We start from the raw sequence: 21,516 nt of genomic DNA, 5'->3' as shown, positions 1-21,516 counted from the left end.
TCCTCAGGACCCCGCGTGCGCGATGGCCAGCAGCCGGCGCTCGTCGTCCGGCGCCAGGCCGGCTTTGCGGGGACGGTCGGCGCCGGTCGCCAGCTCCCACACCAGCGTGTCGGCCAACGTGTCCCGCAGCGGACGCAAAGCCAGACCGGCTGCCTTGGCGGCCGCGTTGCTGCGGGAGGAGAAGCCGGCGAAATCGGGCAGTGGAAGCCAGAGCGGCAAGGACCGCTCGCCGGCCCAGGGGTTGATGCCGGCCGCTGCCAGTTCCTCCTGGCCCAGGGACAGGACCGGACCGGCGTGGCCCGCGACCCGGCGCGCCATCTCCAGATGCTCGGTCAACGGAAACGCGTCGCCCACCGCGTTGAACTCGCCGGCCAACCGCTGTTCGGCCGCGGCGATGAGCCAGTCGGCGAGGTCCCGGACGTCGATGACCTGGGCGTCCAACCCGGGCGCATCGGGGACCAGGACGGCGCCGTCGTCGGCCACCGGCCGGGCGAAGCGCAGGGGCCAGTAGCCGGTGCGGTCGGTGGTGTCGCCGGGACCGGCGATGAGGCCCGGGCGGACGATCAGGCTGCGATCGGGGCCAAAGGCGCGTTGCACCGCCTGCTCGCAGGCGACCTTCGCCTCGCCGTAGACGTCCGGAGACGTCATCACGTCCGAGGCCAGGGGCGGCAGCAACGGGTAGGTTTCGTCGGCGCCCGGGGTGTGGTGGTCGGCGTAGACGCTGCAGGAGGACACGAAAACAAAGTGCTCCGCCGTGCCGACCAGCGCGGCCGCGGCACGGCTCACCTGGCCGGGCTGGCGGGAGACATCGAGCACGGCGTCCCAGTGCTGGCCCGCGACGGTGTCCAGACAGTCCGGAGCTTCCCGGTCCGCGCGCACCAGTCGGGCGCCGGCCGGAGCCGACCCGGACGTCCCACGGGCCAGGCAGGTGACCCGGTGGCCGCGGCGCAGCGCCGCGGCAGCGGTTTCCTGTCCCAACCAGGCCGTGCCGCCCAGGACGAGTAGATGCATGCTGCCCATGGAACACCGTCCCGGGGCGGATGCGCACGGGTTGTTCGCGCACAGCAGGGAGAACCGCCCCGAATTGGTGCCCAACCGCCTTTGGGCCGGGGCGGCCCATGTCCGGAACTGTGGCTATGCTCCGTAAATGGCTAAACCCGACGACTTCACGCCGCGCCTCGACGCCCCGGACGTGGGGGAACTGTTACCCGGGCAGGTATCGGCGTTGATTCCCGAGGCCCGCGTGGCCGGCAAGCTGTTTGCCGGTGTGGAACTGGACGGCCGGCGGCTGGCCGGTGCCTCCTTCACGGAATGCGCATTCCTGGATGTTTCCGCAGACGGGGCGGACCTGCGTTCTGCCGGTTTCGTGGACGTAACATTCGAGCGGTTGAATGCGCCGGACTTCAGTGCGCCGCGCTCACGCTTCCGCCGGGTGGTGATCGACGGCTCCCGCCTCGGGTCGGCCGAAGTCTACGAATCCGAGTGGGAATCGGTGGAGTTCCGCAACTGCAAGCTTGGGTATGTGAACCTGCGCGGAGCGGAACTTCAGGACGTCGCGTTTGCCGGCTGCATCCTGGACGAACTCGATCTGGGCGGCGCGACCGGGCGCCGGGTGGCCTTTGAAGACAGCCGGGTCCGCAGGCTCGACCTGACCGGGGCGAAGCTGGCGCACGTTGACCTGCGTGGCCTGGACATCCGGGAACTGGCCGGGCTGGAAGGCCTGCGCGGAGCGGTCATGACCTCCACCCAGATCGGCGAGCTCGCCCCGCTGTTCGCCGCCCATTTCGGGATCGTGGAGAAAACTTAGCCGCAATATACGTAACTGCCGGCCCGAATTAATCCCCAGTTCAGCTTTTTTCTGTTTGGATGGTCTGTAGTGGACTGGACAGCAGGCGTCCGGCGAACAACAGAAGGTAGATGATGGACTTCCGTCAGGCCGAGCATCCACGGCCGAACCATTTCTTACTTCACATCAGCGACACCCATCTGGTGGGCGGCGACGGCCGGCTCTACGGGGCGGTGGACAGCGAAGCCAGGCTGGAGCAGATTTTCGAGGATCTGGAAGACTCCGGATCCCGCCCCGAAGCCCTGGTGTTTACCGGCGATCTGGCCGACAAGGGCGAACCGGAGGCCTATGGCAGGCTCCGCCGGATCGTGGAACCGGCAGCCGTGCGGCTGGGAGCCCAGGTGATCTGGGCGATGGGCAACCACGACGACCGTGCCGGGCTGAAGACCATGCTCTTGGACGAACCCGGCGGCTCCGATCCGCTGGACCGGGTATACGACGTCAACGGACTGCGCGTGATTACCCTGGATACAACCGTGCCGGGGGCACACTACGGCCGGCTGGAGGACGAGCAGCTGCAGTGGCTGGCCGACGAGTTGGCCAAACCCGCACCGCACGGGACCATCCTGGCCATGCACCACCCGCCGCTGCCGAGCGTGCAGGACCTGTCCGTGCTGGTGGAACTGCGCGGCCAGGCCGAACTGGCCGAGGTGCTGCGCGGCAGTGACGTGAAATCGATCATCGCCGGACACCTGCACTATTCCACTACGGGCACCGTGGCCGGGATCCCGGTGTCCGTCGCCTCCGCCACCTGCTACACCCAGGATCTGGCCGCCGACGCGGGCAGCACCCGCGGCCGCGATGCCGCGCAGGCTTACAACATGATCCATGTCTACGAGGAGACCGTGGTCCATTCGGTGGTTCCGGCGCGCGGCGGCCTGCCGGTGGGCCGCCAGGTCAGCGCGGAGCAGACCCGGCAGCTGCTCGAGGCCGCCGCCGTCGTCATTCCCGACGCCGTGAGCCCGGGCCGGATGCCGGCACACCACTAGCTGGGAAAACTCCGCTAGCCGGGAGGCTCCGCTAGCTGTGAAACTACGCAGCCCGGGGAAACTCCGCTGCCCGTGAAGACTACGCCGCCGGCGGTTTCTCCCACGGCGCGCGGAGCGGGAAGTAGCGGGCCAGGAAGTCCGTGACCACGCGCTGGCGCTCCTCGGCCGGGACCTCCGGGAAGCTGCCGTCGTTGAGGCAGAAGAAGTCCCTGTTTCGCTTCTGCAGCAGCTTTTCCAGCTGCTTCAGGCCCGCATACATGGTGGTGTCCACGTACTTGACCTTGGCGCCGGGATTGGTCACCGCGCGGCCGGTCAGCAGCGCGTAGTAGTGGTAGAGCGAGTTGGTCACCGAGATGTTGTCCTTGGCCCGGAAGCGGCTCGCGGCCGTCGTCTTGAACTCCTCGGCAAACTCTTCCTCCATCTCCAGCAGCACGGATTTGCGCAGCGGCGCGGCACAGTGCTCCAGGTGCCGGGTGGTGATCCTGCCGAAGCGGTCGTGCAGCAGCCTGCGGTTCACCCGGGCGGCATTCTCGAAACCGGACCGGTCCAGGTGGTTGTCGCCGAGCCCGATCCGGGTGTCCGCCTCCACGAACTTGGTGATGCCGCCGGGGGAAAAAAACATGTCCGGACCCACCGGCCGGCCGAAGAACATGTCGTCATTCGAGTACAGGAAGTGCTCGCCCAAGCCGTCGATGTGCTGCAGCTGCGCCTCGATCGCCTGCGAGTTGAACACCGGCAGCACGGACGGGTCGCGGAAATGCTGCTCGCTGCGCACCACGCGGATGTCCGGGTGCTCCGCGTCCAGCCATGCCGGCAGCGGCGAGTCCGTGCAGATGAAGATGCGCCGGATCCAGGGCGCGAACATGTAAACCGAACGCAGCGCGTACCGCAGTTCGTCGATCTGGCGGAAGCGCGCCTCGGCGTCGTCGCCCTCGCCCACCACGGCGTGCTCCATGAAACTGTTCCGGTAGCGGCGGTACTCCGGATTGTTTCCGTCCACCCAGGAGAAGACGATGTCGATGTCGAAGTCGATGTCCGTGGCGTGGTCGGCGAACATGTTCTCGATGGTGGGCCAGCGGTGCCCGTAGCGTTCGACTTCGCCGCGCACCGCCTCCGCGGCCGGCAACGTGCGGCGCGTCAGCGAGTTTTCAATCGGCAGGTGGATCAGGTCGTTCTCCCAGCGCCACAGCTCCACCTGCACGCCCGTGCCCTGGCCGTACCGCAGCCCGCCGGTCGGCTCGATCCGCGGGCGGTACAGCCGGAACGCGCGCGACCGGTCGCCCTCGGCGAGCTCGCCGTCGGCCACCAGCCGTGCGGTTTTCTTGTTCGCGTCCACGGTCAGCGAGTAGAACGGCTCGTCGGCGGAGGCGGCCACCAGCGCCGCGCGCAGCTCGTCGCGCTTCTCCCAGTTCACCGCCACCACCGGGCGGGCATCGTTGCCGCGCACCAACAGGTAGGGAATCTGCGCCTCGTCCAGCGCCCTGCGGACAAACAACAGGTCCTCCACCATCGCCTGGTGCGGCGTCAGGGTGGTGTTGACCAGTGCGTAACCGCCCTTGACCATGACCACGTCGGGGCGCTCCGTGAGGCGTACGACGGCGGCGGGCGAGGCGATCTCGACCGTCGACTCGGGCGCGCGGTCGGGTTCGGGCTCGGCGTAGAACGCGTCCTGCACTGCAGGCATGCTGGTCACAAAAAACCTCCGGAAACATAGTGGCGCCAACCCGAAAAGGGGCTGCAGTCACCATGGTAGGCGTGGGCGGACGGGCGTTACAGACGCTGCCGCCACAGGATAAAGCCTGCAGCGGATCGACCGCGGCAGGCCACTCCTTGACGGTACATGCAGTTTGGCCCTCCCGCTGCGTCTGGACGTGCCCGATCGGTGAAAAATTACCCGGGTGCCGCCCCGAAACCCGGCAGTCGGCATGGTGATCCCCGCAACGACGACGACGGTCCGCGCCCAACACATTTGCCAGGCGGAACCTCGGGGTTGACGGCCGTGCAACGTTCAGCAGCATTTCCCCGCCGCATACCCAAGGTGTCATACGATCTGAGCATGCCGGATCTTGCCGCGTCGATCGGACTGGTGTCCGAAGTGCTGACGTGGGCTGCCCTGGTCCCGGGACTGCTGTTGCTCTTCGTGGCCGCTGTGCTCCGCCTGGCCGGAACCCGGTGGCACCGCGCCGACGGCGTCGCGTTCGACGACGGCCGGCGCCGCGGCGTGCGCTGGTTCGACACCCGGCACGGATTCCTGGAGGGCGTCTTCCCCACCGGGACGGGCTCCGATGTAGCCGCCGGGTCGGACGTGCTGGTCTTCTACGACGCGCGGCGGCCGGACCGCTGGCAGGTCTCGGAGCCGGAGCGGCCGGGCCGGATCGTCTTGCTGCTGGGCAAGATCCTCACCGCCGTCGGCGTGCTCTCCGCCGTCGTCGGATTGTTGGCGATGGTCCTGGCCGGGGGCTAGCGGGGCCGGCCGTGGTGCTCGCCGCCCGGCTTTGGCGCTCGCCGCGTGCCCGGGTAGGGTGGAACCCGGTGCGCCGGGAAGTCTGGTCGGCAGTTCTGTTGTCGACCCTTTGAGGACCCGCCATGGCCGCCAAGACCCCCGAATCATCCGCCAAGCCCAAGGTTTTGGGACGCGGAAGTTATGCCGAAGCGCTGCGAATCGGCGAAATCCTGCGCAAGGAAACCGTCGGCGGAGCCCTGCTGGTGGCCGCCGCCGTCGTCGCCCTGATCTGGGCCAACTCGCCCGCGGCAGACAGCTACTTCGCCCTGCGCGACTTCACCGTCGGCTACGAGCCCTGGCACCTGGAGCTGAGCCTGGGGGCGTGGGCCGCCGACGGGCTGTTGGCGGTGTTCTTCTTCCTGGTGGGGCTGGAGCTCAAACGCGAGTTCGTCGCGGGGGACCTCAGCAGCCCGCGGAAGGCCATGGTGCCGGTCGCCGCCGCCGTTGGCGGAGTGGTGGTTCCCGCCATCATCTACGCAGCCATCAACTGGGGCAGTCCGGAAACCATCCGCGGCTGGGCCATCCCGACGGCGACGGACATTGCCTTCGCGGTCGCGGTCCTGGCCGTCATCGGCTCGCACTTGCCCAGCGCGCTGCGGATTTTCCTGCTGACGCTGGCCGTGGTGGACGACCTCATCGCCATCGCGATCATTGCGTTCGTCTACACCAGTGAAATTCAGGTCCCGGCCCTGCTGCTGGCCCTGGCCCCCATCGCGCTCTACGCCTTCCTCGCCCAGAAGTTCCGCAGCTTCTTCGGGAAGCATCACGCGGCGTTGTGGGCGGTCCTGCTGCCCGTCGGCATCGTGGCCTGGGCCCTGGTCCATGCCTCCGGCATTCACGCCACCATCGCCGGCGTGGTGCTCGGTTTCACCGTCCCGGTACTGCGCAGCAAGGCCAGCGGCGGACCGGAAGCGGGTCCGGGGCTCGCCGAAATCTTCGAACACCGGCTCCGGCCCGTTTCCGCCGGCTTCGCGGTTCCGGTCTTCGCGTTCTTCTCCGCGGGTGTCGCCGTGGGCGGGGTTGATGGATTTACCTCCGCCCTCGGCGATCCGGTGGCGGTCGGCGTCATCGCGGGCCTGGTGCTCGGCAAGCCGATCGGCATCCTCGGCACCACGTGGCTGATGACCAAGCTGACCCGGGCGGAGCTGGACACGTCGATGAAGTGGGTCGACCTGTTGGGCATCGCCATGCTGGCCGGCATCGGCTTCACCGTCTCCCTGCTGGTGGCCGAGCTGAGCTTCGGGCTTGGCACGCCGGCCAATGACCACGCCAAGGTGGCCATCCTCGCGGCGTCCTTGCTGGCCGCGCTGCTGGCATCGGTGGTGCTGCGCGCCCGCAACCGGCACTACCGGCGCATCGAGGCCGAAGAACATGTCGACGCCGACAACGACGGCATTCCGGACGTCTACCAGGACGGCAGGGCGTAGCCGCACCGGCTTTCGGCCCCCGCAGCGTAGCCGCCCCGGCTTTCGGCCCCCGCAGGCGCGGCTTCCGTCCGCTGCCGCGCCGGCATGGCAACACCGGCCCGGGGGCCGCTGCTCCGCGGGCTGTCAGGCCTCCAGGTCACGGCGCCGGAAGGCCAGCGTCCCGCCGACGGTGAGCAGCAGGGCGACCGCCGACATCCAGGCCAGCGGCAGCACGTCCACGTCCGCGGCCGGAACCCGCGGGACCAGTCCGAACGGCTCGGCGTCCAGCACCGCCTCCGGCAGGTTGAGCACCGGCCCGTACATGCCCGCCAGCAGTGCAGCAATCAGCAGGATCCAGACCCACCAGGTACCGCTGTGCAGCCCGTAGGCGAGGGCGCCGGCACCGGCGAAACAGAGGATCAAGGGCAGGAAAACCAGCCCGGCGGGAGCGAATTCCGCGATCACCGAGCTGTCGCCGACCACCGAGAGCGCGCCCAGGGCCAGGCCCAACCCTGAGACAACGAGCATCAGCGCCGAGGCCAGCGAGGTGACGAGCAGCGCGCTCAGGACCCAGTGCGCCCGCCCCACCGAGGCGGCGAGCACGGCCCCGGTTCGGCCGTCGGCTTCTTCCTTGCCGAGCCTGCCCATGGAGACCACGGCGAACACGGCCACGGCCATGGCGAAATACTTCAGGAACGCGGCCAGCGCGGTCCGGAGGAAGTCGGAGCTGTCGTCCAGGCCCAGCACCGCGGCCAGTTGCGGCTGTGACTCGTAGCTGTCCACCACCGCCTGGGCCAGGGACCCGGTCAGCACGGCGAAGACGAACAGGCCAAGCGACCAGCTGACGATGCTGCCGCGCTCCAACCGAAGGAACAGCCCCGGCAGCCGCACCAGCAGCGGCGTGGCATTGGCGCGGCCCCGGCGAGCGGGCACCAGCCCAGCGGCCAGGTCGCGCCGGCCCTGCAGCAGATACGCCGCCGGCACCAGCAGCGCCGCGAGCGCCAGGCACAGCAGCAAGGGCCACCAGCGCAGCTCGACATAGGCCCGCGCCTGCTGGACCCAACCGATGGGGGAGAGCCACGACAACGCGGTGCCGCCCAGCGCCTGGGCGTCGCCGATGCCGCGGAGGATGTACGCCAGCCCCAGCAGCGCCCCGGCCATGCCGCTGGCCGTCCGCGCATGTTCGCTCAGCTGCGCGGTCAGCGCCGCCACCGCGCCGAAGACGACCCCGACCAACGCCGCTCCGGCCGCCATCGCCAGGGAATCGAGTGCCGCGAGACCGTTGGCCACCAGTGCCGCGAACAGGGCCGCTGCCACCGCCAGGTTGGTGAGCAGCATGACCGCCAGCGCGGCAGTCAGCGGTGCGCGCCGTCCCACCGGCGCGGCCAGGATGAGCTCGGCACGTCCGGCTTCTTCATTGGCCCGGGTGTGCCGGATTACCGAGAAGATGGACATCAACGCGGTGGCCACCGCCAGCATCCCCAGCACTTCGTTGGCCAGCATCGGGCCCAGGCCGTAGTTCTCCAGGCCGTACCCCGGGCCTGCCAGCAGGGCGCCGGACGGGTCCTGCATGATCGCCGCCCGGCTCTGCCATGCCGCCTGGTCGCCGTACACCTGGGGCAGCACCAGCGCGAAGTAGCTGATGAACCCGCCGAGGGCCAGCGCCCAGACCGGGATCCGCACCCGGTCGACCCGCAGCGCCAGGCGGAGAAGCCGGCCGGTCCCGGCCAGCGCCTGATTCCGTGGGCTGCGCGCACGGGAGATCCCCGGCGCCGCGGTAGCGGTGCTCATGACCTGCCGCTTTCGGCCGCGGCCCGCCCATCGGGGCCGTACTGGTGAACGAACAGTTCCTCCAGCGTCGGAGGCGTGCTGGTCAGGCTGCGGACACCCAGCGGGAGCAGGGCCGACAACGCGGCCGGCAGCGCGGCTTCGTCAACGGTGAAGTGCACGCGCCCGTCTTCGCGCCGGAGGTCGTGCACGCCGGTGAGGCTGCCCACCGCGGTGGCATCGCCGTCGGCCACCACGACGACGGCGGTGCGCCGCAGGTGCCTCAGTTCCGCGAGCGAACCGGTTTGGACAGCGCGGCCGGCCCGGATGATGGTGACCTTGTCGCACAAGGCTTCCACCTCGGCCAGGATGTGGCTGGAGAGCAGCACCGTCTTGCCGGCGTGCCTCGACTCGCGGATGCACTGCTGGAATTCCAGTTCCATCAGCGGGTCCAGTCCGGACGTCGGCTCGTCCAACACCAGAAGCTCGACGTCGCTGGCCAAGGCGGCGACGAGCGCGACCTTCTGCCGGTTGCCCTTCGAATAGGAGCGTGTCTTCTTGGTGGGATCCAGCTGGAAGCGTTCCAACAGTTCGGCCTTGAGCCTGCGGTCGATCCCGCCGCGGAGGCTGGCAAACAGGTCGATCGCCTCCCCGCCGGTGAGCTTGGGCCAGAGGCTGACGTCACCGGGAACGTAGGCCAGCCGGCGGTGCAGGGGCACCGCGCGCGACCACGGGTCCTCGCCGAAGAGCCGCACGGTTCCGGCGTCGGCCTTCAACAGGCCGAGAATGATGCGGATGGTGGTGGACTTGCCGGCACCGTTGGGGCCGAGGAAGCCGTGGACCTCGCCGGGTTCCAGCACCAGGTTGAGCTGGTCCAGGGCGCGGACGGAGCCGAAGGCCTTGTCCACTTGGTTCAGGTCGATTACTTCAGACATGGAAACCACCTGCTTCGGGGCGGAATATGGAAGGAACAAGGGTGCGCGGGGCGCGGACGGGACAGAGACGCGGCGGGTCAGGAACCGGGCGGGTCCGTCACATACATCAGGTAGGCGTCGAGCAGGTCGCGGGTGGTCATCAGGCCCTGCGTGTAGAGTTCCACGTTGGCAAGGCCGTGCCGGTCCAGGTAGCCGCGCATGATGGCGGAAAAATCGGTGGGATCCTCCGGGGGGTGAAGCGTCAGGTCCAGCAGCATGGCACCGAATCCCTGGATGGTCAGATAGCGGGCGCGCGCCTGCTCGTCGACGGACGGGTGGATGGTGCCGGCGGCGACGCCTTGGGCCAGCCAGGCCTCGGCGTCCGCGGCGAAGTGCTCGATGAAGGACTGGGCCAGCTCGCCGCCGGACTGCAGGCTCCGCAAGGCGTAGCCGACCAGCGGCGCCGTTTCCTCCAGCTCCGCCATGGCCGCCAGCAGTTCCGTCGGCGAGCCGGAGTGGACTGCCTGCTGCTTGTAGGCGCCGATTTTGGCCAACACGTATTCATCGCAGGCCGTCCGCAGACCGTCTTTGGAACCGAAATGGTGCAGGATCAGCGCGGGGCTGACCCCTGCCGCGTCAGCAATGGCGCGGACACCCACCCGGAAACCCCGGCTGCCGAACAGTACGACGGCGGTGTCCCGGACCCGGGCACGGGCGGTGAGATCACTGGGTGCGGCAGCCTGCGGCGGCGCTGCTGAACGCATGTTCAGCAGTCTAAACCTGTGTTCAGCCTACGGCAATGGTTTGGTGAGGCCCGGCCGCCGTCGGAACCCGCTGCCCCTACTCAGCCGCGCGGCCGTCCCCTAGGGTGGAAGGCATGGAAGAGGTCGTCCTGGTGGGATTCGACGGCTCGGAAACCAGCGCCCGGGCGCTGGACTGGGGGTTGTTCGAGGCCCAGTCCCGCGGATGGCCGGTGCGGCTGGTCACCGTCGTCTCAACCGCGGGCGTGGACGATCCGCAGGTGGACCACCAGTATCTGGCCACCGCCCGGCGCGGCGGGGAAGGGGTGCTGCAGGCGGCGCTTGACCGCGCCGGAGCGTTGGGGCTCCAGGCCGAAGGGCACGTGGTGGCCGGGGACCCGAGCGAAGTGCTGGTGGACGAATCTGCTTCCGCCGGACTGGCCGTGGTGGGCAAGCGCGGCCGCGGCGGCTTTGCGGGACGGCTGCTGGGCAGTGTCTCCTCGGGCCTGGCGGCCCACGCCGCCTGCCCCACGGTGGTGGTGCCGCAGCGCTGGAAACCGGGCGCGACGGCCGCCGAACTCTCCCCGGATGCCGCGGCCGAACTACCCGGCGGACCGGTGCCCTGGCTGCTGCCGTCGCCGCGGGAGGGGTCGGACCGGGGGCTGCATCCGCCGGATGCCTCCGAAAAGTTCAGCTACGCGGGGCAGGTGGTGGTCGGCGTCGACCAGTCGGGGAGTGCGAATCCCGCCCTGTGGGCGGCGGCCGAGATAGCCAGCCGCCGCTCAGTCCCGCTGCGGATGCTTTCGTCCCGGGCGCCTTTCTACCGCGATTCGGTCTGGCTGGACCACGCCGAGGGTGCCCACCGGTTCCGCGAGGAGGTCGCCGCTGAGCTGGACGGCCCGCTGCGGGAGGTCCGCGGCAGCTACCCGGACCTGGATGCGAGCTGGAACTTTTATCTGGCCAAACCCGCGGAAGTCCTGGTCCACGCCACCCGCACGGCCCAGCTGATGGTGTTGGGGACGCGCGGCCACGGCGGATTTCCGGGCCTGTTGCTGGGCTCGGTCAGCCAGGCGGTGCTGCACCACGGCCTCTGCCCCATGATGGTGGTGCCCAAGGGCGTGGGGGTCAGCCGGACCCCGTGACGCCGGGAGCCCGGTAACGGACTTCGCCGGCCATGCGCAGGGCGTCGATGGTCTCGTCGATGGTCAGCAGCACGGTTGTTTCGAAGGAACTCAGCGCACCGCCTCCGCTGATGGCCAGGGCGACGGCGGCCATGGAGACGTTGTTCGGGGCCTCCCACACGCTGTAGCCGTCGTGCGCGCCGAAGGCGTACCAGAAGCCGTGCAGTTTCCCGCCGACGGATTCGATGTAGGCCTTGGCCGCCTTCCCCCGGTCCTCCGGGTTGTTGATCATCCTGGCCCAGGTCTCCGGGGTGTAGCTGAACTTCGAGAGATACAGCACCATCGGCTTTCCTTCCGAACGTGTCCGGCCCCGGATGGGCGCGGAGCAGGCGTTGGCTCAGACCTTGGCGGAACGGCGTCCCCGCCGCAGTGCCTGGGTAAACGTGGCCACGGCATGGCTGGGCAGGGACTGCGCCGCCACGAACCCGTCGGGGCGCACCAGGTACAGCTGGTCCGGATCGAGCTTCTTGTTCCCGTTGCGCGGCAGCGCGTGCATCGGCAGCCCCAGCGCTGCCTCCACGTGATTGACGACGACGGCGCCCGGGTCGCCGTACGAGTGCACCTGCCACTGAAGGCTGCGCAGGACGTCGAAGTTGCTGCCGGTGTACGGCAGCCGCCGTCCCACGACGCGGCCCCGCCGGCCGCGGGCCGCTTCCTTGGCGCCCGGGGCCATCCAGTAATGGATCCGGGTCTGCGATAGATAACCGAACACTCGGGAGGCACCGGAGGACCGCGGCACCACCCGCGCCGCCACGGGAATGAGGAACGGCAGCACCGACCTCCGGGCGGCGAGCGCCCACGGTGCCGTCGACGTGATGAAGGCGAACACCCGGTCCGTGCTTTGCAGCAGCCGCACCGCCACCGGCCGCCGTTCGGCCTCGTATCGGTCCAGGTAGGAGTCCGCGGCCCGGCCGGCGAGGACATCGGCGAACTTAAAGGCCAGGTTGTGGGCGTCCTGCAGGCCGGTGTTCATGCCCTGCGCACCGACGGGGGAATGGACGTGGGCCGCATCCCCGGCGAGGAAGACCGGCCCGTCGCGGAACCGGGCGGCGATCCGGTGATGCACGCGGTAGGTGGAGAACCAGTTCGAGGCGCCGTAGCGGACGCCGAACTTCTGAACCAGGCGCTCCCGGAGGGACTCCTCGGAGACGTCCGCCCCGCCGTCGTCGTCCCGCCCCTGGAAGCCGCCTTCGGGATCACGGATTACGCCGATCAGCCGGAGGTGGTCCGGCCCGCTCATGGGAAAGGCCAGCAGGAACTCGTCCACGCCCGCGCGGATATTGACCACGTCGCCGAAGAGGCCCCGGACCTCGGTGGCGTCGTTGACAAAGAAGGTGTGCGGACTGGTGGAGCCCTCAAACCCGATGCCGCGGCTGGTCCGCACGGTCGACGAGGCGCCGTCCGTCCCCACGCAGTAGCGGGCGCGGACCGTCGCCTTGCCAGCGGGGCCCGTCAGCTGCGCCGTGACGGGGTGGTCCGGGTGGCTGCCGCCCGCGACGTCCAGGGCGGCAACGCGGCACTCCCACAGCACCTCGCCGCCGAGTGCGTGCAGGTTCTTGAGCAGCAGCTCCTCGTTCTTGCTTTGTTCGTAGAACATGATGCCCGGGAAAGGCGTGATCCCGCGGCCCATCCGGCCCAGCGGGACCCTGCCGCGCGGCTTCGTGCCGAACCCGATGACCACCGCTTCGGCGAGGACGCCTTCGGCCATGACGGTGTCGGCGACGCCCAGCTGGTCGTAAATTTCCATGCTGCGCGCCTGCACCCCGAGGGCCCGGGATTCCCTCGTGGGGCCCGACTTGCCGTCCGCGATGATGTGGTCGACGCCCAGCTTGGCCAGCCAGTTGGCGAGCATCAGCCCGGTGGGACCTGCCCCGACAATCAGCACATCGGTTTGGAGTTCGGCTGCCATGGCGGTACCTCCTCCTCCGAGGTTACCGCTGCCCCGGGAGCAGCGGCAGGGGGGAGGGGTCCGAACGGGCGGGACCGGCGGTCACCGCCCGCGCAGGTCGCTGATGAACTCGTCCGCCCGGGTCAGGTTCAGGGCGAGCTTGTTGCGTTTTTCGTCGGCGCGCCCGATGTAGTCCTGCAAGAGTTTGCGTTCGGCTGGATGGACGGCGCCGTCGGCTAAAACGTCGATGATGTCCAGGAGCTCGGCCATCTCCTCCAGCGTGAAGCCAAGCGGTTTCATGGAGCGGATGATCAGCAAACGGTCCAGATCCGACTGGGTATAGACCCGGAAGCCGCCCTCGGTGCGCGTGGTGGCCGGCAGCAGCCCGATGTCGTCGTAGTGGCGGATGGTCCGCAGCGACAGGCCTGTGGCCTCCGCGAGTTCGCCGATGTGCATCGTGCGCGTGCCCGACGCGGTACTTTCGGCCTTGCTCATGGTCCATCCCTCCCGTGGTCACCCGGTTACAACTCTACCCTTACGTTAGGTTAGGGTTGTAACCGATATCGACGTTCTTGTCCGTCGACTACTTCCCCGCGCATCGCCGCGCCCCCAGACTTTAGATGTACGCGAAGGCCTGCCGCCTTCAGGATGCGAATGGAGCCCCCATGCCCACGACAACCGCCGCTGCCCGGCCTGAGCTGACTCCCGAGGAGCGCCAGTCCGTGCTGCGCACCCTCAAGTCGCCGCGGCTGCTGAAGACGGAAGTGCTCGGCGGTTTGGTGGTCGCGCTGGCCCTGATCCCCGAGGCCATCGCGTTCTCCATCATCGCCGGGGTGGACCCGCGCGTCGGGCTGTTCGCCTCCTTCACCATGGCTGTCTCGATCGCGTTCCTGGGCGGCCGCCCGGCGATGATTTCAGCTGCCACCGGCGCGGTGGCGCTGGTGATTGCCCCGCTGGTGGAAAGCCACGGCCTCGACTACCTGGTGGCGGCGGTCATCCTGGCCGGCGTGTTCCAGGTGCTGCTGGCGGCGCTTGGCGTCGCCAAGCTGATGCGGTTCATTCCGCGGCAGGTGATGGTGGGGTTCGTCAACGCGCTGGCCATCCTGATCTTCATGGCGCAGGTGCCTGAACTGCTGGGCGTTCCGTGGCTGGTGTACCCGCTGACCGCGCTGGCGCTGGCGATTGTTTTCGGTCTTCCGAAGCTGACCAACGCGGTTCCCGCGCCCTTGGTCGCCATCGTGGTGCTGACGCTGATCACGGTGTTCGCCTCGGTTGCGGTGCCGACCGTGGGCGACAAGGGCGAGCTGCCGGACAGCCTGCCCGCGTTGTTCTTCCCGGCAGTACCGCTGACCCTGGAAACCCTGAAGGTTATCTTCCCGTATGCCTTGGCGATGGCGTTCGTGGGGCTGCTCGAATCGCTGATGACGGCCAAGCTGGTCGACGACGTCACGGACACCCGCTCCAACAAGACCCGCGAGTCCTTGGGCCAGGGCGCCGCGAACATCATCACCGGCTTCTTCGGGGGCATGGGCGGCTGCGCGATGATCGGCCAGACCATGATCAACGTGAAGGCCTCCGGAGCCCGCACCCGCCTCTCCACCTTCCTCGCCGGCCTGTTCCTGCTCATCCTCGTGGTGGTTCTCGGCGACATCGTGGCGCTGATCCCGATGGCGGCCCTGGTGGCCGTGATGGTCTTCGTGTCCTGGGCGACGTTCGACTGGCACAGCATCAAACCCTCGACCCTGAAGATGATGCCGAAGAGCGAGACCGCGGTCATGCTCGTCACCGTCATCGCCACCGTCGCCACGAACAACCTGGCCATCGGCGTCGGGCTCGGCGTGCTGACCGCCATGGTGCTGTTCGCCAACCGGGTATCGCACCTGGTGACCGTCGAGCGGACGGTGCTGGAACTGAACGGCGAGGAGACAGCCACCTACGTGGTCGACGGCGAGCTCTTCTTCGCGTCCTCGAACGACCTCTACACCCAGTTCCAGTACGCACTGGACCCGGACAAGGTCATCATCGACATGCACGCCTCGCACCTGTGGGACGCCTCGACCGTGGCGGCACTGGACGCGATCACCGAGAAGTACCGCGCCCACGGCAAGGACGTGCGGATCATCGGGCTGAACTCGGCCAGTGTGGCCATGCGGGAGCGGATGGCCGGCAAGCTCAACGGCTGACCGGCTGACCGGATAACGGCTGACGGGCCCGGCTGACCGGCTGACCCGGCCCGGCCGCCACCGGCTGACCTGACCGCCGCCGCGGCGGGGAGCGTCCCGTGACAGGCGTCCACCCCATGTACCGCGGCAACGGCGTATTCTAGGGGCACCCTGGTCCGGACCTGCCGGACCGTCCGGCCGACGGGAGGCACAGATGAGCGAGAGCTTGACCCACGACGATGTGGAGCACTTCGCCGCGCTGCTGGACGCCCGCGAGGCGTCGGACCGCGCCCAGGTGGAGCGCCTCACGGTCGACATTGCCGAGGTCACCGCGGCGACCCGGGACGTCCCGGCCGACGACGAACACGACCCCGAGGGCTCCACGGCCACGCTGGAACGCGCGCGCGAGGTGGCGCTGCTGGCCAGCACGGAAAAGGCGCTGGCGGACATCGCCGCCGCCCGGGCCCGGCTCGCGGCCGGCACCTACGGGACGTGCGCCTCGTGCGGCAACCCCATCCCGCGCGAACGCCTGGAGATCCGGCCGGAAGCACAATTTTGCGTGACCTGTGCGGCGAAGCGGCGCCGTGCCTGAGCGAAGCACCGTGGATCATGCCCAGCCCGGGGCCGGCACCGCCGTCGTTGTTCCGGAAGGCGCCCCCGTCACCGCGGTGACCGCGACCCGTTTGGCGGACGGCCGGGAGTTGCTTTTTTTCGACGACGGCGCGCGGCCGGTTCCGCGGGATTCGCGGGACACCCGGGACCTGCCGGAACGGCCGCCGGTGGGGGAGCTGCGCTACGACGTGCTGACGGGGGAGTGGGTGGCGCTGGCCGCGCACCGGCAGACCCGCACCTACCTGCCGCCGGCGGACGCGTGCCCGCTGTGCCCGAGCACGCCGGACTACGCCTCCGAAATCCCGGCGGCCGACTATGACGTGGCCGTGTTCGAGAACCGGTTTCCGTCGCTCGGGCCGGACCTGCTGGCAACGCCCGAGGACCCGGAGTGGGGCCGCGCCTACACCGCCGGCGGGCGCTGCGAGGTGGTCTCCTTCACCTCGGCGCATACCGGATCCTTCGCCGGGCTGGACACCCGCCGCGTGCGCTCCGTGATCGACGCGTGGGCGCACCGGACCGCGGCGCTCAGCGCGATGGACGGGATTGCCCAGGTCTTCTGCTTCGAAAACCGCGGCGCCCAGATCGGCGTGACGCTGCACCATCCGCACGGTCAGATCTACGCCTACTCCTACCTGCCGCCCCGCGGGGCAGTCATGGCGGCGGCGGCCCGGAAACACTTCGAGGCCACCGGCGGGCGGCAGACGCTGACCGGGGCGGTGCTCGGCCGCGAGCGCTCCGACGGCTCCCGGATGGTTCTCGAAGGCGAACACTTCAGCGCCTACGTGCCGTTCGCCGCGCGCTGGCCGCTGGAGGTGCACCTGGTGCCGCACCGGCAGGTCGCGGATCTCGCCGGGCTCACGGGCGCGGAGCGGGACGAACTGGCGGTGCTGTACCCGCAGCTGCTGGGCCGGTTCGACGCGCTCTACGACAGCCCCACCCCGTACATCGCCGCCTGGCACCAGGCGCCGGTCGCCCGGGCGCTGCGGGAAGCGGGTTACCTGCACCTGCAGCTGACCTCGCCGCGACGGGCCGCCGACAAGCTGAAGTACCTGGCGGGCTCCGAGGCAGCGATGGGCGCCTTCATCAACGACACCCTGCCGGAGCAGGTGGCCGCCGCCCTGCGGGACGCGGATCCTGGCCGCATTCCGGGTGCCGGCAGCGGCGGACCGGACGGGACACGCGCGGCGGGCGAAGGGACCCGGGCCGCCGGCGGGGCGCCGGCGGGGAGGCCCCGTGACCGCTGAAGCTTTGGCCGCACGCACCGCCGACGCCTTCGCCGCACGATTCGGGCGAGACCCGGACGGGGTCTGGGCGGGACCGGGACGGGCCAACCTGATCGGCGAACACACCGATTACAACGGCGGCTTCGTGCTGCCCTTCGCCATCGACAAGATCACGACGGCGGCGCTCGCCGTGCGCGGCGACCGCACCGTTCGGGCCGCCTCGGCGCTGCCGGGCGCCGAGGCGGTGGAGATCGGGCTGGACGATCTCGGCCCCGGCTCGGTTTCCGGTTGGTCGGCGTACCCGCTGGGCGTGGCCTGGGCGCTTGGGCAGGCGGGAGTACGCCTGCCCGGCTTCGACCTGCTGGTGGATTCGGACGTTCCGGTCGGTGCCGGCTTGTCCTCGTCTGCCGCGCTGGAATGCGCGGTAGCCCTCGGCCTGGCCGAACTGGTGGGAGGGCGGCGGGCGGATGCAGGGCCGGATAGGGCGGCGCCGGACCGGGCGGGGCTGGATCGGGCAGGGCTGGCTGCCGCCGGGCGGCGCGCGGAGAACGAGGTGGTCGGCGCGCCCACCGGCATCATGGACCAGTACGCCTCCCTGTTCGGGGCGGCCGGGTCCGCGGTGTTTCTGGACTGCCGCAGCGAAGCCGTGGAACTGGTGCCGCTGGACCTCGAGGCTGCGGGCCTGGCCTGCCTGGTCATGGACACCAGGGTTTCGCACGCCCATGCCACCGGCGACTATGCCCGCCGCCGCGACTCCTGCAACCGGGCCGCGGAAGCCCTGGGTGTGCCGCTGCTGCGCGACGTACCGCTCGACCGGCTGCCGGAAGCTCAACGGCTGCTCGACGATGAGACCTTCCGCCGCGCCCGGCATATCGTTACCGAAAACGCGCGCGTGGTGGAGACCGTGGAATTGCTGCGCTCCGAGGGGCCCGCGGCCGTCGGCCGGTTGCTGGACGCCAGCCACGTTTCCATGCGCGATGACTTCGAAATTTCCTGTCCGGAGCTGGACCTGGCCGTAGAGACCGCTCAGGCGAACGGCGCCCTGGGTGCCCGCATGACCGGCGGGGGATTCGGCGGTTCAGCCGTCGCCCTGGTCCCGGCAGACGAGGTGGATGCGGTGCGCGATGCGGTCTTGCCGGCGTTCGCTTCGCGCGGCTTCCGGCAACCGGAAATGTTCACCGTCACCTCCGCGGACGCTGCCCGCCGGCTGTTGTAAGCCCGGGACTATCCGGGCAGCGGGCCGGCCAGCGCGACCACGAGCGTGGCGGTGATCATGGACGGGCCAAACGGGATGTCCGAATCCCGCTTAAGCACGCGGGCCAGCATGAGCAGGACGATGGCCGCGGCGTTCAGCAGGAACGCCCCCAGCAGCACGGCCACCCAGGCCGCTGCGCCGTCATAGCCGGCATACAGGCCCGCGACGGCAGCAAGCTTCACGTCTCCCATGCCGATGCCGCCGGGCTTGATCAAGGCCGCCAGCAGGTAGGCGGCAAACATCGCCAGCGAGCCGAGCAGCCCGGCCAGGACCGGCCGCCACATGGAGCCCGTCAAGGCAGGCAGGAGCAGCAGCGCCACTGCCGTCCCCAGGAACGGAAGGACCACGCGATTCGGCAGCAACTTGTGCCGCAGGTCGATCGCGGCCAGCAGCACGCCCAGGACGGCGAGAAGGCCGAAGGCGGGAAGCTCTGCGGCTTCCCGGGCCGGAGCCAGGAGGCCGCAGAGGATGCCCGTTGCGGACGCCATCGGCCAGCGCCACGCTGCAGGAAGTACCGTGCGGTCCTCCCGCTGCGCGAGTGCAAAGACGCACCAGCCGGCCACGGCTCCCAGCGCGGCAAGCAGGAGCGGTAACACCACGGTCACCGGACCCGCTCACAGGCCACAGCCCTTGTTCCTTTAGGTCCCTCGGCTCTGTGGATCGTTGGTCACCCTTTCATCACATCACTGCCCGACATAGGCTCACAGTAGAAAGAATCGATTAACCTCTAGGAGTATCAGAGATCCGGGCTTCTGCAGAGGCCCGTATGGCCTTCGGGCAGCCCGACGCGGACCGTGCAGGGAGGAGATGCAAAATGAGTGACCCGGGTGCGGCCGTAGTGATCGAAGACGACGTGGACATCCGCAATCTGGTGAGCGCCGTCCTCCTGCAATCAGGATTCGACGTGCAGGCGGCCGCGAGCGGGCGGGAAGGGATCCATGCCGTGCGGCAACGGATCACCACCGTCGTCACCCTGGACATCTCGCTGCCGGACATCGACGGCTTCGAAGTGCTCCGGCGGATCCGCCAGTTCAGCAACTGCTACATCGTGATGCTCACCAGCAGGAACGAAGAACTCGACACGCTCACGGCGTTGCAGCTTGGCGCAGACGACTATATGACGAAACCGTTCCGTCCCCGCGAGCTGCGGGCCAGGATCCATGCGATGATGCGCCGGCCCCGCACCCCCCATCCGCTGGAAGCCATCCCGGCCAACGCGCCGCCGCTGCCGGCGGCCCCGCCCGCCGACAGCAGAATCCTCGAGCACAATGGGCTCGTCCTTGATTCGGATCGGCGTACGGCGTCGCGCGAGGGCGAGGAATTGCGGCTCACCAGGAGCGAGTTCAACGTGCTCCAGGAGATGCTGCGCAGCTCGGGGGCGGTCCGCTCGAAGGCCGAACTGGTCAAGGTAGTGCGCGGGGACTATTACCCGGAGGACGCCTATATCAGCGAAGCCGACGAGCGGGCGATCGAAGTCCACGTGGGCAATCTGCGGCGCAAACTGAAGGAAGATCCGCACCGCCCGCGCTGGCTCGTTACGGTGCGGGGAATCGGTTATCGGCTGGCTCCGGAGCGCTCGGTGTAGCGGGTGCTTCTGGCTCGGCCCTCATGCCCTGCATTTCGCTGACCGTGGCCGTACCGCACTGCTGGATGAGACCAAGCAGGGCCGTTGCCTCGGCGAAATCCGCCGCACGAATATGAGCCTCCACCTCGCCGGCCAGCCAGGCGAGTCGGCTGGCACCCACCATCATCGAGGCGGTCTTCAGGCTGAGGGCTGCGTCCAGGGAATCGGTCCGGTCCTGGCTGTCCAACGCGGTCTCCAGACAGCTAAACCGTTCCGGCCATGCCTCGGAAAAGTCTTGGACCAAGCCGCGGGCGATGCCGTGGTCGGCCAAACCGTCGCCGAGGTCCTCCACTACCGCGCGGTCAACCAGCGGCAGGACGTCGTGCTGGTCAGCGGCCATCATGGCAGGCGCCGCACGCGGCGGGTCCCCGCCGGGGCCAGCCCGGTCGGTGCACAGTGGGTGGATGGGGAGGGCATGGTTCGAGACTACTTTCCGATGTCGGGCGGGTCTGCCGGTTTTCCGGTTTCTTTGGCCAATGTTGCGGGATTGCTGAGGTTGCCGACGTGCCTGCCGGTCCTCGTCAGCCGCCCAGGGTGGCGATGATGTTCAGTGCCGCAGGGCCGAGCAGCGCGATAAAAAGCACCGGAAGAATGCAGAACATCAGCGGGAAGACTACCTTGACCGGGATCTGCATGGCCTTTTCCTCGGCGCGCTGGCGCCGCTTGACGCGCATTTCGGCCGCCTGCGTGCGGAGCACGCCGGAGACGGAAACGCCGTAGGCGTCCGCCTGGATGACGGCGCGAACGAACTGCTGCAGGTCCTTCGAGGTGGTCCTGCCGGCCAGCGAGTCGTAGGCCTCGCGGCGCGAGCGGCCTACCTGCATGTCCTGCAGGACGCGGATCAGTTCGGCGGCCAGCGGACCGGAACCGTTCGCTCCTACCCGGGCGACCGCCGCGTCAAAGCCCAGGCCGGCCTCCACGGCGATGGTCATTTGGTCCAACGTGTCCGGCAGCTCCTCGCTAATCGTCGCCTGGCGCTTCTGGCCCGCGCTGTGCAGCAGAAGATCAGGGAGGCAGTAGGCGACGACGGCGATGACGATGGCCAGTAAAACGCTGGACCCCCCGGATGCGGCTGCCACGTACAGGAGCCCGACCACAATGCCCGCCACGGCAAGCACGATCTTGGCGGCCATGAGCCGCTTCAGCGGCCAGGCCTCGGGGCGTCCGGCCAGCGCCAGCTGGCGTTCCAAACGCTGGGCAAAGGTTGCCGGCGTGAACCGGCTGGCCAGCGCCTCAAACCGGCGCCCGCGCTTGCGTTTGACCGCGCGCGGCCCGGCCAGGCCACGGGACAGATTTGCCCGGATGGCCTCGTGCTGGGGATGCTTGCCGCCCAGTAGGGACCAGGCAAACAGCGGGAGCGACAGCACCAGGGCTGCGGCAGCCACCATGACAGTCAGCGGCATCGG

At 69.2% G+C, this 21,516-nt stretch carries 21 protein-coding genes; 10 read left to right on the top strand and 11 right to left on the bottom strand.

The features are described from left to right. Positions 1 to 3: 3 nt before the first annotated feature. On the bottom strand, positions 4 to 1,011 hold the full coding sequence (locus AC5RWG_RS15315; protein WP_494167271.1) for an NAD-dependent epimerase/dehydratase family protein: 1,008 nt from the start codon (positions 1,009 to 1,011) through the stop codon (positions 4 to 6). Between the two features lie 136 nt (positions 1,012 to 1,147). Between AC5RWG_RS15315 and AC5RWG_RS15310 the strand changes: the two genes are divergently transcribed. Both AC5RWG_RS15310 and AC5RWG_RS15305 read left to right on the top strand, forming a co-directional pair. Then, complete coding sequence (locus AC5RWG_RS15310) at positions 1,148 to 1,807, top strand: pentapeptide repeat-containing protein (RefSeq protein ID WP_494167270.1); 660 nt, start codon at positions 1,148 to 1,150, stop codon at positions 1,805 to 1,807. A 113-nt stretch (positions 1,808 to 1,920) separates the two neighbouring features. Then, on the top strand, positions 1,921 to 2,835 hold the full coding sequence (locus AC5RWG_RS15305) for a phosphodiesterase (protein ID WP_494167412.1): 915 nt from the start codon (positions 1,921 to 1,923) through the stop codon (positions 2,833 to 2,835). A 79-nt stretch (positions 2,836 to 2,914) separates the two neighbouring features. Here AC5RWG_RS15305 and AC5RWG_RS15300 read toward each other — a convergent pair whose 3' ends face one another. Next, the gene (locus AC5RWG_RS15300; RefSeq protein WP_494167269.1) at positions 2,915 to 4,519 is read right to left on the bottom strand and encodes a stealth conserved region 3 domain-containing protein; all 1,605 of its coding nucleotides are present in this window, start codon (positions 4,517 to 4,519) and stop codon (positions 2,915 to 2,917) included. A 372-nt stretch (positions 4,520 to 4,891) separates the two neighbouring features. Here AC5RWG_RS15300 and AC5RWG_RS15295 point away from each other — a divergent pair, with 372 nt between their 5' ends. Continuing rightward, positions 4,892 to 5,299 (top strand): sortase, encoded by a 408-nt coding sequence (locus AC5RWG_RS15295; protein WP_494069558.1) that lies wholly within the window; start codon positions 4,892 to 4,894, stop codon positions 5,297 to 5,299. Positions 5,300 to 5,421: 122 nt separating this feature from the next. Next, positions 5,422 to 6,765: a Na+/H+ antiporter NhaA gene (gene nhaA, locus AC5RWG_RS15290; protein WP_494167268.1), complete on the top strand. Its 1,344-nt coding sequence runs from the start codon at positions 5,422 to 5,424 to the stop codon at positions 6,763 to 6,765. Positions 6,766 to 6,888: 123 nt separating this feature from the next. On the opposite strand, the gene AC5RWG_RS15285 is transcribed toward nhaA, so the two are convergent. From AC5RWG_RS15285 to AC5RWG_RS15275, 3 genes are all read right to left on the bottom strand, one after another. Further along, positions 6,889 to 8,535 carry an ABC transporter permease gene (locus AC5RWG_RS15285; protein WP_494167267.1) on the bottom strand — a complete coding sequence of 549 codons (1,647 nt, stop codon included), beginning with the start codon at positions 8,533 to 8,535 and terminating at the stop codon, positions 6,889 to 6,891. Beyond that, positions 8,532 to 9,446, bottom strand: a complete 915-nt coding sequence (locus AC5RWG_RS15280) for an ABC transporter ATP-binding protein (RefSeq protein WP_494023564.1) — start codon at positions 9,444 to 9,446, stop codon at positions 8,532 to 8,534. The genes AC5RWG_RS15285 and AC5RWG_RS15280 overlap by 4 nt, the downstream gene beginning before the upstream one ends. Positions 9,447 to 9,523: 77 nt before the next feature. Continuing rightward, a complete protein-coding gene (locus AC5RWG_RS15275) occupies positions 9,524 to 10,189 on the bottom strand; it encodes a TetR/AcrR family transcriptional regulator (protein ID WP_494014474.1) in 666 nt (221 codons plus the stop codon). A gap of 113 nt (positions 10,190 to 10,302) precedes the next feature. Between AC5RWG_RS15275 and AC5RWG_RS15270 the strand changes: the two genes are divergently transcribed. After that, a complete protein-coding gene (locus AC5RWG_RS15270) occupies positions 10,303 to 11,307 on the top strand; it encodes a universal stress protein (protein WP_494014473.1) in 1,005 nt (334 codons plus the stop codon). Here AC5RWG_RS15270 and AC5RWG_RS15265 read toward each other — a convergent pair. The 3 genes from AC5RWG_RS15265 to AC5RWG_RS15255 form a co-directional block, all read right to left on the bottom strand. Beyond that, positions 11,291 to 11,629 (bottom strand): GYD domain-containing protein, encoded by a 339-nt coding sequence (locus AC5RWG_RS15265; RefSeq protein WP_493987808.1) that lies wholly within the window; start codon positions 11,627 to 11,629, stop codon positions 11,291 to 11,293. The two genes, AC5RWG_RS15270 and AC5RWG_RS15265, sit on opposite strands and share 17 nt — an antisense overlap. A 54-nt stretch (positions 11,630 to 11,683) precedes the next feature. Next, the gene (locus AC5RWG_RS15260; RefSeq protein ID WP_494014472.1) at positions 11,684 to 13,255 is read right to left on the bottom strand and encodes an FAD-dependent monooxygenase; all 1,572 of its coding nucleotides are present in this window, start codon (positions 13,253 to 13,255) and stop codon (positions 11,684 to 11,686) included. An 81-nt stretch (positions 13,256 to 13,336) separates the two neighbouring features. Further along, positions 13,337 to 13,729, bottom strand: a complete 393-nt coding sequence (locus AC5RWG_RS15255; protein WP_494001570.1) for a MerR family transcriptional regulator — start codon at positions 13,727 to 13,729, stop codon at positions 13,337 to 13,339. A gap of 170 nt (positions 13,730 to 13,899) precedes the next feature. On the opposite strand from AC5RWG_RS15255, the gene AC5RWG_RS15250 reads away from it, so the two are divergent. The 4 genes from AC5RWG_RS15250 to galK all read left to right on the top strand — a co-directional run bounded on the left by AC5RWG_RS15250 (position 13,900) and on the right by galK (position 18,447). Next, a complete protein-coding gene (locus AC5RWG_RS15250; protein ID WP_494014471.1) occupies positions 13,900 to 15,417 on the top strand; it encodes a SulP family inorganic anion transporter in 1,518 nt (505 codons plus the stop codon). Positions 15,418 to 15,610: 193 nt separating this feature from the next. Next, positions 15,611 to 15,988, top strand: coding sequence for a TraR/DksA family transcriptional regulator (locus AC5RWG_RS15245; protein WP_494001568.1), 378 nt, complete (start codon positions 15,611 to 15,613; stop codon positions 15,986 to 15,988). Positions 15,989 to 16,064: 76 nt separating this feature from the next. Then, on the top strand, positions 16,065 to 17,252 hold the full coding sequence (galT, locus tag AC5RWG_RS15240; protein WP_494167411.1) for a galactose-1-phosphate uridylyltransferase: 1,188 nt from the start codon (positions 16,065 to 16,067) through the stop codon (positions 17,250 to 17,252). Then, positions 17,242 to 18,447, top strand: coding sequence for a galactokinase (gene galK / locus AC5RWG_RS15235; protein WP_494167266.1), 1,206 nt, complete (start codon positions 17,242 to 17,244; stop codon positions 18,445 to 18,447). Before galT ends, galK begins: the two co-directional genes overlap by 11 nt. Positions 18,448 to 18,455: 8 nt before the next feature. Here galK and AC5RWG_RS15230 read toward each other — a convergent pair whose 3' ends face one another. Then, positions 18,456 to 19,091, bottom strand: coding sequence for a prepilin peptidase (locus tag AC5RWG_RS15230; protein WP_494167265.1), 636 nt, complete (start codon positions 19,089 to 19,091; stop codon positions 18,456 to 18,458). Positions 19,092 to 19,300: 209 nt separating this feature from the next. Between AC5RWG_RS15230 and AC5RWG_RS15225 the strand changes: the two genes are divergently transcribed. Next, the gene (locus AC5RWG_RS15225; RefSeq protein WP_494139772.1) at positions 19,301 to 20,071 is read left to right on the top strand and encodes a response regulator transcription factor; all 771 of its coding nucleotides are present in this window, start codon (positions 19,301 to 19,303) and stop codon (positions 20,069 to 20,071) included. Here the strand turns inward: AC5RWG_RS15225 and AC5RWG_RS15220 are convergent. Both AC5RWG_RS15220 and AC5RWG_RS15215 read right to left on the bottom strand, forming a co-directional pair. Then, on the bottom strand, positions 20,022 to 20,450 hold the full coding sequence (locus tag AC5RWG_RS15220; protein ID WP_494167264.1) for an Hpt domain-containing protein: 429 nt from the start codon (positions 20,448 to 20,450) through the stop codon (positions 20,022 to 20,024). The genes AC5RWG_RS15225 and AC5RWG_RS15220 overlap by 50 nt on opposite strands. 181 nt (positions 20,451 to 20,631) lie before the next feature. Further along, complete coding sequence (locus tag AC5RWG_RS15215) at positions 20,632 to 21,513, bottom strand: type II secretion system F family protein (RefSeq protein WP_494167263.1); 882 nt, start codon at positions 21,511 to 21,513, stop codon at positions 20,632 to 20,634. Positions 21,514 to 21,516: the final 3 nt, after the last annotated feature.

The sequence above is a fragment of the Arthrobacter sp. Y3221160 genome, from assembly GCF_059092585.1.
Note: the sequence above shows the minus strand (reverse complement) of the source record. Positions and strands in the feature narration are given on the sequence as shown.

What these genes read in the sequence shown, in the direction of transcription:
- AC5RWG_RS15315 (WP_494167271.1), bottom strand. Translation starts at nt 1,011, where the DNA reads ATGCATCTACTCGTCCTGGGCGGCACGGCCTGGTTGGGACAGGAAACC.
- AC5RWG_RS15310 (WP_494167270.1), top strand. Translation starts at nt 1,148, where the DNA reads ATGGCTAAACCCGACGACTTCACGCCGCGCCTCGACGCCCCGGACGTG.
- AC5RWG_RS15305 (WP_494167412.1), top strand. Translation starts at nt 1,921, where the DNA reads ATGGACTTCCGTCAGGCCGAGCATCCACGGCCGAACCATTTCTTACTT.
- AC5RWG_RS15300 (WP_494167269.1), bottom strand. Translation starts at nt 4,519, where the DNA reads ATGCCTGCAGTGCAGGACGCGTTCTACGCCGAGCCCGAACCCGACCGC.
- AC5RWG_RS15295 (WP_494069558.1), top strand. Translation starts at nt 4,892, where the DNA reads ATGCCGGATCTTGCCGCGTCGATCGGACTGGTGTCCGAAGTGCTGACG.
- nhaA (WP_494167268.1), top strand. Translation starts at nt 5,422, where the DNA reads ATGGCCGCCAAGACCCCCGAATCATCCGCCAAGCCCAAGGTTTTGGGA.
- AC5RWG_RS15285 (WP_494167267.1), bottom strand. Translation starts at nt 8,535, where the DNA reads ATGAGCACCGCTACCGCGGCGCCGGGGATCTCCCGTGCGCGCAGCCCA.
- AC5RWG_RS15280 (WP_494023564.1), bottom strand. Translation starts at nt 9,446, where the DNA reads ATGTCTGAAGTAATCGACCTGAACCAAGTGGACAAGGCCTTCGGCTCC.
- AC5RWG_RS15275 (WP_494014474.1), bottom strand. Translation starts at nt 10,189, where the DNA reads ATGCGTTCAGCAGCGCCGCCGCAGGCTGCCGCACCCAGTGATCTCACC.
- AC5RWG_RS15270 (WP_494014473.1), top strand. Translation starts at nt 10,303, where the DNA reads ATGGAAGAGGTCGTCCTGGTGGGATTCGACGGCTCGGAAACCAGCGCC.
- AC5RWG_RS15265 (WP_493987808.1), bottom strand. Translation starts at nt 11,629, where the DNA reads ATGGTGCTGTATCTCTCGAAGTTCAGCTACACCCCGGAGACCTGGGCC.
- AC5RWG_RS15260 (WP_494014472.1), bottom strand. Translation starts at nt 13,255, where the DNA reads ATGGCAGCCGAACTCCAAACCGATGTGCTGATTGTCGGGGCAGGTCCC.
- AC5RWG_RS15255 (WP_494001570.1), bottom strand. Translation starts at nt 13,729, where the DNA reads ATGAGCAAGGCCGAAAGTACCGCGTCGGGCACGCGCACGATGCACATC.
- AC5RWG_RS15250 (WP_494014471.1), top strand. Translation starts at nt 13,900, where the DNA reads ATGCCCACGACAACCGCCGCTGCCCGGCCTGAGCTGACTCCCGAGGAG.
- AC5RWG_RS15245 (WP_494001568.1), top strand. Translation starts at nt 15,611, where the DNA reads ATGAGCGAGAGCTTGACCCACGACGATGTGGAGCACTTCGCCGCGCTG.
- AC5RWG_RS15225 (WP_494139772.1), top strand. Translation starts at nt 19,301, where the DNA reads ATGAGTGACCCGGGTGCGGCCGTAGTGATCGAAGACGACGTGGACATC.
- AC5RWG_RS15220 (WP_494167264.1), bottom strand. Translation starts at nt 20,450, where the DNA reads ATGGCCGCTGACCAGCACGACGTCCTGCCGCTGGTTGACCGCGCGGTA.
- AC5RWG_RS15215 (WP_494167263.1), bottom strand. Translation starts at nt 21,513, where the DNA reads ATGCCGCTGACTGTCATGGTGGCTGCCGCAGCCCTGGTGCTGTCGCTC.